We start from the raw sequence: 11,978 nt of genomic DNA on the forward strand, positions 1-11,978 counted from the left end.
CCCGGGCTCAGGATAGCCCCATGAATACACTCGCCGCGTTCTACCAAAACCTCGGGCTTGCCCTTTCTTTACTGGTCATCGCCACCTTCCTGCTGGCCGGCATGATCAAGGGCGTCATCGGCCTCGGCTTGCCCACCATCGCCATGGGCCTTCTCGGCCTGGCTATGGCGCCGTCGCAGGCTGCCGCACTGCTGATCATTCCCGCCACGCTCACCAATGTCTGGCAACTGGCGTTCGGTGGGCATTTGCGCGGGCTGATCAAACGGCTATGGCCGCTGTTGCTGTCGATCTTCATCGGCACGGGGGTGGGCACGCTGTGGATCGGCATGGCTGGAGGGCATTGGGTGGCGCGGGGCTTGGGCGCCGCGTTGTTGCTGTACGCGCTGAGCGGCTTGTTCCTGCCAACCTTGCACGTGGGCAGTCGCAGCGAACGCTGGCTCGGTCCGCTGTGCGGCGTGCTGACAGGCCTCATCACCTCGGCCACCGGTGTCTTCGTGATTCCTGCCGTGCCTTATCTGCAGGCCCTCGGCTTGAACAAGGACGAACTGGTGCAGGCACTGGGTTTGTCGTTCACCGTTTCGACCCTCGCGCTGGCCGCGGGCTTGCTGTGGCGCGGTGCTTTGGGCGGTGGTGAATTGAGTGCCTCGTTGCTGGCGCTGATCCCGGCAGTGCTCGGTATGTGGCTGGGCCAATGGCTGCGTCAGCGGATCAGCGCTTTGTTATTCAAGCGTGTGTTTTTCATCGGCCTCGGTGTGCTCGGCGGCCATTTGTTGATCAGTGGTTAGCCGACGACGGGCTGAGCATGTCGATGGCGCGGATATCGAAATCCCGTTCCAGGTACTCATCGCGCTGGTCGAGGAACTGCTTCATGTGCGGCAGATTCGAGTGCACATCAAGGTGGGCCTGGGACTGCCAGATCTCGTAGAAGATAAACAGCGTCGGGTCCTGTTTGTCGCGCAGCATGTGGTACTCGATGCAACCGGGCTCGGCGCGGCTCGCTTCCACATAGCCACGGAAAAACGCTTCGAAGGCGTCGGATTTTTCCGGGTGGGTCTTGGCGTGCAGGATGAAGCCTTGCATTTCACTCATCAGAAATCTCCTCAAGTTAAGAACCGTCGCAAGTTTATGGCAACAATCGCCTGTTGATTCGTGCGTATGAGTCAAATGAATTTTGCGAATTCAGCGCTTATTCCGCGCGGGGTCAGCCGTTAACCTGCCGCCATCAAATTTCTGAACCTTTCGAGATTTCTCATGAAAAAAGTCCTGTTGCTCAATGGCGGTAAAAAATTCGCCCACTCCGATGGCCGCTACAACACCACCCTGCATGAAGCTGCACTGAGCGTGCTGGATCGCGGCGGCATGGATATCAAAACCACCTTCATCGACGAGGGTTACGACATCGCCGATGAAGTCGCCAAATTCCTCTGGGCCGACGTGATCATTTATCAAATGCCCGGCTGGTGGATGGGCGCGCCGTGGACCGTGAAAAAGTACCTCGACGAAGTCTTCACCGAAGGCCATGGCAGCCTCTACGCCAGCGACGGCCGCACCCGTTCCGACGCGTCGCAAAAGTACGGCAGCGGCGGCCTGATTCAAGGCAAGCAATACATGCTGTCGCTGACTTGGAACGCACCTCAACAAGCGTTCGATGACCCGAGCGATTTCTTCGAAGGCAAAGGGGTGGACGCGGTGTACTTCCCGTTCCACAAGGCCAACGAGTTTCTCGGCATGACTGGCCTGCCGACTTTCCTGAGCGTCGACGTGATGAAACGCCCGAACATCGAAGCCGATGTGGCGCGCTATGAGCAGCATTTGACCGAGGTGTTCGGCCTGCCGGCGTAAGGTTCCTTTTGCCCCGCATCCAGCTACTATCAAGCCAGTTTTGAATGAGGGGCATCCGTGAAAGCCAGATCCGATGAGTTGCAGATTTTTGTCTGCGTGATTGAGTGCGGGTCTATCTCCGCTGCGGCTGAACAGGTCGGGCAAACGCCCTCGGCGGTCAGTCGCACGTTGTCACGGCTGGAGGCCAAGCTCGATACCACGTTGATCAATCGCACCACGCGGCGCATGGACCTGACCGAGGAGGGCAAGTACTTCTTCGAGCACGCCAAGCGGATTCTCGATCAGATGGACGAGCTTGAAGAACGCCTCAACTCACGCCAGCAAACCCCGTCCGGGCGGCTGCGGATCAATGCCGCCTCACCGTTCATGCTGCACGCCATCGTGCCGTACATCGACGAATTCCGCCGGCTCTACCCGGACATTCAGCTGGAACTCAACAGCAATGACCTGATCATCGATCTGCTGGAACAAAGCACCGACATCGCCATCCGCATCGGCACCCTGACCGACTCCACGTTGCATGCCCGTTCCCTGGGGTGCAGCCCGTTGCATATCGTCGCCAGCCCGGCGTACCTGGAGCAGCACGGTACGCCGCAGGCAGTTGCGGATTTGAGTGAGCACACGCTACTGGGGTTTACCCAGAATGAAGGCCTCAATCAGTGGCCGCTGCGTTATGTGCATGGCGATCGCTGGCCGATACAGGCGTCGATCAGCGCTTCCAGCGGCGAGACCATTCGCCACCTGGCGCTGGAAGGCCAGGGCATCGCCAGCCTGTCGCACTACATGACCATCGAAGACATTCGTGCCGGGCGTTTGAAAGTGCTGCTGGCCGAATTCAACAGCGGCTATCGCCAGCCGATCAACGCGGTGTACTACCGCAACTCGCAACTGGCCTTGCGGATTCAGTGTTTCCTGGACTTTATCCAAAGCAAATTGGCGGAGTACGCGAACTCGGATTTCAAGGGCTGATTCGTGATTCCTACGCAAGAGTGAATTGGGTCAGAGGGGATTATTCGTCAGTGATCCCTGCTGGATACTCGTTGCATCACTTATCCACGCAGGGAGTTTCTCCATGAACGTATTCGTTACCGGTGCTGCCGGTTTTATCGGCGGTTCCATCGCCACCGGTCTGATCCGTGCCGGCCACACCGTCACCGGCCTGGTGCGCAGCGCTGAACAAGCCAATGAACTGAGCGCCTTGGGCATCACCCCAGTGATCGGCACGCTCGACGACAACGCCCTGCTCGCCGAACAGGCTCGCACTGCCGACGCCGTTATCAACGCCGCCAGCAGCGACCATCGTGGCGCCGTCGAGGCGTTGCTCAACGCCCTGCGTGGCTCCAACAAAGTGTTCCTGCACACCAGCGGTTCGAGCATCGTCGGCGATGCGTCGGGCGGCAAATCAAGTGACGTCATCTACTTCGAAGACAACTTGCCGGAACCGACTGCCGACAAGGCTGCCCGCGTGGCCATCGACAACCTGATCCTCGCCGCGGCGAACGACGGCGTGAACTCGGCCGTGATCTGCAACACCCTGATCTACGGCCACAGCCTGGGTGTCAGTCGCGACAGCGTGCAACTGCCGCGCTTGCTCAAACAGGCGCGCAAAAGTGGCGTGGTCCGGCATGTCGGCCCGGGGCAGAACATCTGGTCCAACGTGCACATCGAAGACGTGGTGTCCCTGTATCTGTTGGCGTTGACCAAGAACGTACCGGGCACGTTCTACTTCGTTGAAAGCGGTGAAGCGTCGTTCATCGACATGACCACCGCGATGGCCGGGGCGCTGAAGTTGGGGGCGGCGCAAGACTGGCCGCTCAAAGATGCCGAAGCCGAGTGGGGGTATGAGATGGCCAACTACGGTTTGGGTTCCAACAGCCGGGTGCGTGGTCAAAAGGCGCGTGAACTGCTGGGCTGGGTGCCGCAGCGGACGTCGGTGATTGACTGGATTCGTGACGAGATGGTGTGAGTTCGCCTTAAACCGCGTCATCGTTCATCGCGGGCAAGCCATGCTCCTACAGGGTACTGAGCCGTTCACGTCATTGGCGAACGACACCAGACCTGTAGGAGCATGGCTTGCCCGCGATGACATTTTCAGCAATGCGACAACTGGCCGGGCCGGCCTCGATTCCGTAACATCCGCACACTAATTTTTGTCATTCCCAAGTGCGGTCCCCTCCGATGAAACCCAAACGTCTACGCGCCGATGTCCTGGCCGGGCTCACCACGTCTTTTGCCTTGCTCCCCGAGTGCATCGCCTTCGCGCTGGTCGCGCATCTCAACCCGCTGATGGGGCTTTACGGGGCGTTCATCATTTGCACCCTGACCGCGCTGTTCGGCGGGCGGCCGGGGATGGTCTCGGGGGCTGCCGGATCGATGGCCGTGGTGATCGTGGCACTGGTGGTGCAACACGGCGTGCAGTATTTGCTGGCCACGGTGCTGCTGGGTGGGTTGATCATGTTGGCGTTCGGGCTGCTGAAGTTGGGCAAACTGGTGCGCATGGTCCCGCACCCGGTGATGCTCGGTTTCGTCAACGGCCTGGCGATCATCATTGCCCTGGCGCAGCTGGAGCATTTCAAAAGCGGAGAGACCTGGCTCAGCGGCACGCCGCTGTCCTTGATGACGGGGCTGGTGGCCGTGACGATGGCCATTGTTTATCTGCTGCCGCGCCTCACGCGTGCGGTGCCGCCGGCACTGGTGGCGATTCTGAGCGTGGGCCTGGCGGTGTATCTGCTGGGCTTGCCGACCCGCACGCTGGGTGACATGGCGCACATCGCCGGTGGCCTGCCGACCTTTGCGCTGCCAGACATTCCCTGGAGCCTGGAAACCCTGCGCATCATCGCCCCCTACGCGATATTGATGGCGCTGGTCGGCCTGCTGGAAACCCTGCTGACCCTGAACCTGACCGACGAAATCACCGAGAGCCGTGGCTTCCCGGATCGCGAGTGCGTGGCGCTGGGCGCGGCCAACATGGTCTCGGGCGTGTTCGGTGGCATGGGTGGCTGCGCGATGATCGGCCAGACCGTGATCAACCTCAGCTCCGGTGGGCGCGGCCGGCTGTCGGGCGTGGTGGCCGGGGTTCTGATTCTGCTGTTCATCCTGTTTCTTTCACCGCTGATCGAGCGCATCCCGCTGGCAGCGCTGGTCGGGGTGATGTTTGTGGTGTCCCAGCAGACGTTCGCCTGGGCCTCGCTGCGGGTGGTGAACAAAGTGCCGTTGAACGACGTGCTGGTGATCATCGCGGTGACGGTCATCACCGTGTTCACCGATCTGGCCACCGCCGTGATGTGCGGGATCATCATCGCGGCGCTCAACTTTGCCTGGCAGCAGGCCCGGCAGCTGTATGCCGACAGTCATCTGGAGAACGACGGCAGCAAACTCTACCGGGTGCATGGCACGCTGTTCTTTGCCTCGACCACGCCTTTCCTCAATCAATTTGACCCGGCCAATGATCCTGCCCAGGTCACGCTCGATTGCCGTCATTTGAGCTTCGTTGATTACTCGGCCATCTCTGCGCTGGATACGCTGCGCGAACGCTACACCAAGGCCGGCAAGCACCTGCGCGTGCTGCACGTGTCGGCGCGTTGCAAAAAACTGCTGAAACGCGCCCGCGTGAGTCACGACTGACGTCCAGCCACGGCAGTCGAGATCGTTCCCACGCTCTGCGTGGGAATGCCTCACCGGACGCTCCGCGTCCACTTTGGGACGCAGAGCGTCCCTGGCTGCATTCCCACGCGGAGCGTGGGAGCGATCAGCGTCGATCAGCGTGAAGGGATGAAAATCCGCCTGCCCGATTTTCATAATCCTCGACCGCGCATATCTCTCAACGACAACCCTTACCCCTTCGCGAAAATTACTTTCACCTCGTTTGAAAATCACCTCTCGAAATGTTTTAAGAGTTTCACAATCCATTCGACGTGACCCTTTCGAGGAGTACCGCATGACCCTGTCCTTCGGCTATTGGCTGCTGGTGTATGCCGCCATCGCCATCATTGCACTGATCGTTCTGATCGCCCGTTACCGGCTCAATCCCTTTATCGTCATCACCCTGGTGTCCATCGGCCTGGCCTTGCTGGCCGGGATGCCGGCGTCCGGCGTGGTCGGTGCGTACGAGGCCGGGGTCGGCAAAACCCTGGGGCACATTGCGCTGGTGGTGGCGCTGGGGACGATGCTCGGCAAGATGATGGCCGAGTCCGGCGGCGCCGAGCAGGTGGCGCGGACCTTGATCGACCGCTTCGGCGAGAAGAACGCGCACTGGGCGATGGTCTGCATTGCATTCCTGGTCGGGCTGCCGCTGTTCTTCGAGGTCGGTTTTGTGTTGCTGGTGCCGATCGCTTTTACCGTGGCGCGGCGTGTGGGCGTGTCGATTCTGATGGTCGGTTTGCCGATGGTCGCCGGGCTCTCGGTGGTGCATGCGCTGGTGCCACCGCACCCGGCGGCGATGCTCGCGGTGCAGGTGTATGGGGCGTCGGTCGGGCAGACGTTGATGTACGCGATTCTGATCGGCATTCCGACGGCGATCATCGCCGGTCCGCTGTACGCCAAGTTCATCGTGCCGCGCATTCAGTTGCCGGCGGAAAACCCGCTGGAACGCCAGTTCCTCGAGCGCGAACCGCGCGACAGCCTGCCGGGCTTCGGCATCACCATGGCGACCATTCTGTTGCCGGTGGTGCTGATGCTGATTGGTGGCTGGGCCAACCTGATCTCCACGCCAGGCAGCGGCCTCAACCAGTTTTTGTTGTTCATCGGCAACTCGGTGATCGCCTTGCTGCTGGCCACGCTGCTGAGCTTCTGGACCCTCGGCATCGCCCAGGGATTTAGCCGCGAATCGATCCTTAAATTCACCAACGAATGCCTGGCCCCGACCGCCAGCATCACCTTGCTGGTGGGCGCCGGTGGCGGCCTCAACCGGATTCTGGTGGACGCCGGCGTCACCGACCAGATCGTCAGCCTGGCCCACGAATTTCACCTGTCGCCGCTGATCATGGGCTGGTTGTTCGCCGCGTTGATGCGCATCGCCACCGGTTCTGCGACGGTGGCGATGACCACCGCTTCGGGGATTGTCGCGCCGGTGGCCATTGGGCTCGGCTATCCGCATCCAGAATTGCTGGTGCTGGCGACCGGTGCCGGGTCGGTGATTTTTTCCCACGTCAACGACGGTGGCTTCTGGTTGATCAAGGAATACTTCAACATGAGCGTCGCCCAGACCTTCAAGACCTGGACCGTGCTGGAGACTATTATTTCGGTGGTCGCGTTCGGTCTGACCGTGGGCCTTTCCTACCTGATTTAACCGGAGCCGCCTGCCATGGACATCCTCTACCAGATCCGCGCCCGCCAGGATTCCTTCAGTGCCGGTGAAGGACGCATCGCTCGTCTGATGCTCGACGACGTAGGCTTTGCCTCGTCCGCCAGCCTTGATGAGCTGGCGCTGAGAGCGGAAGTCAGCACGGCCACCCTGTCGCGTTTCGCCCGTACGGTAGGGTGCCGGGATTTGCGCGATTTGCGCCTGCAACTGGCCCAGGCCAGTGGCGTCGGCAGCCGTTTTCTCGACCCGGCCGGCACGCCGGACCAGTCGGCGTTTTACCGGCAGATCGTCGGTGATATCGAGTCGACCTTGCACCAGCATCTGTCGGCGTTCGACGAGACTCGCTTCACCGATGCGGTGAAGCTGCTGGGCAAGGCGCGCATGATTCATGCATTCGGCATGGGCGGCTGCTCGACCTTGTGCAGTGATGAGCTGCAAGTGCGGCTGGTGCGGCTCGGTTATCCGATTGCCGTGTGCCACGACCCGGTGATGATGCGCGTCACCGCCGCCAGCCTCGGCGCCGAGCACGCGGTGATCGTTTGCTCGCTGACCGGCATTACCCCCGAGCTGCTTCAAGCCGTTGAACTGGCGCGCAGCTACGGCGCGCGAATTCTGGCGATCACCCGGGCCGACTCGGCGCTGGCGCAACTGGCCGATGTGCTGCTGCCGCTGCAAAGCGCCGAGACGTCCTTTATCTACAAACCGACCGCGGCACGCTACGGCATGCTGCTGGCGATCGACGTGCTGGCCACCGAGCTGGCGCTGGCTAACCCTGAAGACAATCAAGAGCGTCTGCGGCGAATCAAACTCGCCCTGGACGATTACCGCGGCGGCGACGATCACTTGCCGCTGGGAGACTGACATGATGTACGACACGCTGATTCGCAACGCCCTGGTCATCGATGGCAGCAACGCCCCCGGTTACACCGCCGATGTGGCGATCCTGGACGGGCGCATCGAGCGCATCGGCGATTTGCACGATGCCACGGCCACCGAAGAAATCGACGCCGCCGGCCGCGTGCTGGCGCCGGGTTTTATCGATGTGCACACCCATGACGACACCGTGGTCATCCGCCAACCGCAGATGCTGCCCAAGCTCAGCCAGGGCGTGACCACGGTGATCGTCGGCAACTGCGGGATCAGCGCTTCGCCAGTAAGTTTGAAGGGCAATCCGCCGGACCCGATGAACCTGCTCGGCACCGCCGCAGCCTTTGTTTATCCGACGTTCAGCGATTACCGCGCAGCAGTCGAAGCGGCAAACACCACGCTGAACGTTGCAGCACTGGTCGGGCACACCGCGTTGCGCAGTAACCACCTCGACGACTTGTTCCGCACCGCCACGGCGGATGAAATCAGCGCAATGCGCGAGCAACTGCGCGAGAGCCTTGAGGCCGGCGCGTTGGGGTTATCCACAGGCCTGGCGTACGCCAGCGCGTTCTCGGCGTCCACCGATGAAGTGAAGCAACTGACCGAAGAGCTGACGGCGTTCGGTGCGGTGTACACCACCCATTTGCGCAGCGAATTCGAACCGGTGCTGGAGGCCATGGACGAGGCTTTCCAGATTGGTCGTCATTCGAAATCCCCGGTGATCATTTCCCACCTCAAATGCGCGGGCGCCGGTAACTGGGGGCGCAGCCCGCAATTGCTGGCGTCCCTTGAACACGCGGCGAAAACCCACCCGGTGGGCTGCGACTGCTATCCCTACGCGGCCAGTTCTTCGACGCTGGATTTGAAGCAAGTCACCGATGCGCACCGCATCACCATCACCTGGTCGACACCGCACCCGGAAATGGGCGGCCGCGACCTGATGGACATCGCCGCCGAGTGGAACCTGTCGTTACTCGACGCCGCCCGCCAACTGCAACCGGCGGGTGCGGTGTACTACGGAATGGACGAAGCGGATGTCCGCAGAATCCTCGCGCACCCGCTGTCGATGGTCGGCTCCGACGGGCTGCCCGAAGACCCGTTCCCGCATCCGCGATTGTGGGGTGCATTTCCACGGGTACTCGGGCATTTCAGTCGCGATGTCGGGTTGTTTCCGTTGCACACGGCGGTACACAAAATGACCGGGCTGTCGGCGGCGCGGTTTGGCTTGAAAGAGCGTGGCGAGATTCGTGAAGGCAACTGGGCGGATCTGGTGTTGTTCAACCCTGTGACCATTCGCGACGTGGCGGATTTCAATGACCCGCAACGGGCGGCGGAAGGCATCGATGGCGTGTGGGTCAACGGTGTATTGAGTTACAGCGAAGGGCAGGCGAACGGCAAAAGGGAAGGGCGGTTCCTGGCGCGGCAAGGCGATTTGCGTGATGGGTTTGTGTGAGCATTTTTAGTGGTCTGTCACACTGGTGGCACATTGCAACTAAAGAAAGCCGCTACCAAGCCGAAGCGCTGACAATCGGCCCAGCTACACTGGGCGTCATTTCAGTCAGGGAGTAACTGCATGAGCTTCGGTAAAACCACCCCGATCCTGCGGATTTTCGATGAAGCGAAGGCGTTGGAGTTTTACGTCGACTTCCTGGGTTTCAAAGTCGACTGGCAGCACCGTTTCGAAGCGAACTTCCCGTTGTACTTGCAGGTGTCTCGTGGCGAATGCGTGCTGCACCTGTCCGAACACCATGGCGACGCCACGCCGGGTTCGGCCCTGCGCATCGAGACCGGTGAACTGGAGGCCTTCCAGCAGCAGTTGATTGCCAAGGAATACGCGTTTTCGCATCCACAGATTCAGGCCATGCCGTGGGGCAGCCAGGACATGACCATCGCTGATCCGTTCGGCAATCGGTTGGTGTTCACCAACGCGATCAGCCTTTGAGCTGAAAAGCCCCCGCCGCACAAAGAAGCCCGCTGCCAAACCATTGCGGTTTGGCTGCGGGCTTTTTCGTTCAGGGATCAGAGGCCTATGTGGCAAGCGTCCTCGCCACCGCACTGATCACTCCGTGGGCACTAATTTATCCAGCACTTGATTGACCGCCATTTCCGCCACCATGACCACTTGGGCGATACCTTGCACGGTTTTGCGGTGCGAGCCCTGGAGCAGGGCGGCGAAGTCGTTGAGCATGACGGTGGCTGAGCCCAGGGTTTCGCTGGCGTCGGCCAGCAAGGGTTCCGTGCCGGACGCCGGGTTGGCCATGTAGAGGCGGTTCGGTTGGTAGGGCGTCGCCATGATCTGGGCGGCCGGAGGAGGACCAAGATAGTGGTTGAGCGCGCGCTCGGCGGCTTCGTGGAATTTCTTTGACTCAGGGGTTTCGTAGGGGGATGCCGGATCGGTGTCCGGTGGGTTTGGCGTAACTTTGAACATGGGAGCGTACCTTGTAAGGCGGCATCCCTTTCGCTGCTAAGCGAATGGGTGGCGGCTATGCGCAAGTTAGCAGACCGGTCGCATCCCATCCCGGCGCACCCGAAGGTGCCATGCGCACAGCCACCATCAAGCGTAGGCAAATGCCTGACTGGATGATACTTGTGCAACCAGGAGCGAACATAGCCGGGCTGCTAAACCCGATCACTGGGAATCAGTGACCCGATCCAAGTTACCGAGCAGCCCGCAAGCGCACAAGCCGGCGGATTCTGGCGTAGTCGTAGGCAGCGGCGCAAGGATCTGTGGGCGTTGTCACGTAACGCTGAGTGTCTTTAAACACCCGCGCTGAAAGGTGTTTATTGCGTTGTTGCGACTGACGCCTTCGCGAGCAAGCTCGCTCCCACAGGGATTTTGTGTGGTTCACAAAATTGGTGGTCAATGAAGATCCACTGTGGAGCGAGCTTGCTCGCGAAGAGGCCAGCGCAGTCACCCCCGATGAGTCTGGCGAAACTCACCGGGCGGCATCCCGCGCCGGCTTTTGAACGTGCGGTGAAACGAGCGCGGTTCGGTGAAGCCCAGGTACTGGGCGATGTCCTGGATCGGCAAGGTGCTGTTGAGCAGGTAATGCTCGGCCAATTCCTGGCGCAGGTCATCGAGGATTTGCTGGTACGACGTGCCAGCCTGATGCAACTGGCGTTGCAGCGTGCGCACGGATACGGCGAGATGTTCGGCCACCTGTTCCTTGCGTGGCAGGCCCTCCTTGAGCAACTGGCGCAGGATGCTTTTGACCCGCTGTTCCAGCGACGCGTCCTCCAGCGTGGCCATCAATCCCATGGCGTGCTCTTCCAGGGTGCGCAGCAATTGCGCATCGGCCTGGCGCAAGGGCAACTGCAAGTATGGCAACGGCACAATTAGCGCCGAGTAAGGTTGGTCAAACAGGACCGGGCAGTCGAAAAACTGCTCGTATTGCGCCAGCGTCGTGTCGGCCGGCTGTGTATGTTCCAGCCAGACGGCGGCCGGCGACATCTGTGTATCGGCGATCCAGCGTGCGTATTGCAGCCAGGAACCGAGCACGTTTTCCACCAGGTGCCGGCGAATGCGCGGGCGTTGATGGCGGCAGGCCCAGATCAGGTGCACCTCGCTGCCTTGCACCTCGGCGCGGCTGACGCCCATGTCGCCCACCAGCTTCTCGAAGGGCATGATGCGGCTCATGGCATCGCCCAGGGTCGCGCAGTTCATGGTGATGTAACCCAGCACACTCCAGGAGTTGGGCAATACAAAACGCGCGGCATTGAGACCGAACAACGGATCGCCCGAGTGTTCGCAGAAATAATCGAGTAACCGTTCATGGGCTTCACCCGGCAGCCGCAGGCTGTTATCGCTCAACTGCTGCGCCTGCAACCCGGCCGCCGCCAACGCAGGCTCGATGGCCACGCCCAGTTGTTCGGCATGACGCAGGTATTTGAGCAGCGGCGGAACTGAAGTGAAGCCCAGGGATTGCATGATCGTCTTCCTTTGATCAAGGCCCGCATGCGCGGATGA

12 protein-coding genes are annotated in these 11,978 nt (G+C 61.0%); 9 read left to right on the forward strand and 3 right to left on the reverse strand.

What is annotated here, in order from left to right; genetic code table 11:
- The first annotated feature begins 20 nt into the window (after positions 1–20).
- Positions 21–785 carry a sulfite exporter TauE/SafE family protein gene (locus LOY55_RS03410; RefSeq protein ID WP_223522673.1) on the forward strand — a complete coding sequence of 255 codons (765 nt, stop codon included), beginning with the start codon at positions 21–23 and terminating at the stop codon, positions 783–785.
- Here the strand turns inward: LOY55_RS03410 and LOY55_RS03415 are convergent.
- Positions 775–1,089 (reverse strand): putative quinol monooxygenase, encoded by a 315-nt coding sequence (locus LOY55_RS03415; protein ID WP_223522674.1) that lies wholly within the window; start codon positions 1,087–1,089, stop codon positions 775–777. The two genes, LOY55_RS03410 and LOY55_RS03415, sit on opposite strands and share 11 nt — an antisense overlap.
- A 162-nt stretch (positions 1,090–1,251) precedes the next feature.
- On the opposite strand from LOY55_RS03415, the gene LOY55_RS03420 reads away from it, so the two are divergent.
- The 8 genes from LOY55_RS03420 to LOY55_RS03455 all read left to right on the forward strand — a co-directional run bounded on the left by LOY55_RS03420 (position 1,252) and on the right by LOY55_RS03455 (position 9,953).
- Positions 1,252–1,842 carry an NAD(P)H-dependent oxidoreductase gene (locus tag LOY55_RS03420; RefSeq protein WP_046031853.1) on the forward strand — a complete coding sequence of 197 codons (591 nt, stop codon included), beginning with the start codon at positions 1,252–1,254 and terminating at the stop codon, positions 1,840–1,842.
- A gap of 57 nt (positions 1,843–1,899) precedes the next feature.
- Positions 1,900–2,811, forward strand: a complete 912-nt coding sequence (locus tag LOY55_RS03425) for a LysR family transcriptional regulator (RefSeq protein WP_046031854.1) — start codon at positions 1,900–1,902, stop codon at positions 2,809–2,811.
- A gap of 103 nt (positions 2,812–2,914) precedes the next feature.
- The gene (locus LOY55_RS03430; protein ID WP_223522675.1) at positions 2,915–3,808 is read left to right on the forward strand and encodes an NAD-dependent epimerase/dehydratase family protein; all 894 of its coding nucleotides are present in this window, start codon (positions 2,915–2,917) and stop codon (positions 3,806–3,808) included.
- Between the two features lie 212 nt (positions 3,809–4,020).
- Positions 4,021–5,466, forward strand: coding sequence for a SulP family inorganic anion transporter (locus tag LOY55_RS03435; protein ID WP_223522676.1), 1,446 nt, complete (start codon positions 4,021–4,023; stop codon positions 5,464–5,466).
- A 313-nt stretch (positions 5,467–5,779) separates the two neighbouring features.
- Positions 5,780–7,129: a gluconate:H+ symporter gene (locus LOY55_RS03440; RefSeq protein WP_046031857.1), complete on the forward strand. Its 1,350-nt coding sequence runs from the start codon at positions 5,780–5,782 to the stop codon at positions 7,127–7,129.
- A 15-nt stretch (positions 7,130–7,144) separates the two neighbouring features.
- A complete protein-coding gene (locus LOY55_RS03445) occupies positions 7,145–8,005 on the forward strand; it encodes a MurR/RpiR family transcriptional regulator (RefSeq protein ID WP_046031858.1) in 861 nt (286 codons plus the stop codon).
- A 1-nt stretch (position 8,006) separates the two neighbouring features.
- Positions 8,007–9,464: an amidohydrolase family protein gene (locus LOY55_RS03450; protein WP_223522677.1), complete on the forward strand. Its 1,458-nt coding sequence runs from the start codon at positions 8,007–8,009 to the stop codon at positions 9,462–9,464.
- Positions 9,465–9,584: 120 nt separating this feature from the next.
- The gene (locus LOY55_RS03455) at positions 9,585–9,953 is read left to right on the forward strand and encodes a glyoxalase superfamily protein (protein WP_077430924.1); all 369 of its coding nucleotides are present in this window, start codon (positions 9,585–9,587) and stop codon (positions 9,951–9,953) included.
- A gap of 117 nt (positions 9,954–10,070) precedes the next feature.
- On the opposite strand, the gene LOY55_RS03460 is transcribed toward LOY55_RS03455, so the two are convergent.
- Positions 10,071–10,439, reverse strand: coding sequence for a DUF6124 family protein (locus tag LOY55_RS03460; RefSeq protein WP_046031861.1), 369 nt, complete (start codon positions 10,437–10,439; stop codon positions 10,071–10,073).
- A gap of 483 nt (positions 10,440–10,922) precedes the next feature.
- Positions 10,923–11,939: an AraC family transcriptional regulator gene (locus LOY55_RS03465; RefSeq protein WP_223522678.1), complete on the reverse strand. Its 1,017-nt coding sequence runs from the start codon at positions 11,937–11,939 to the stop codon at positions 10,923–10,925.
- Positions 11,940–11,978 lie beyond the last annotated feature (39 nt).

This window comes from Pseudomonas sp. B21-040 (genome assembly GCF_024748695.1).
GTDB lineage: Bacteria > Pseudomonadota > Gammaproteobacteria > Pseudomonadales > Pseudomonadaceae > Aquipseudomonas.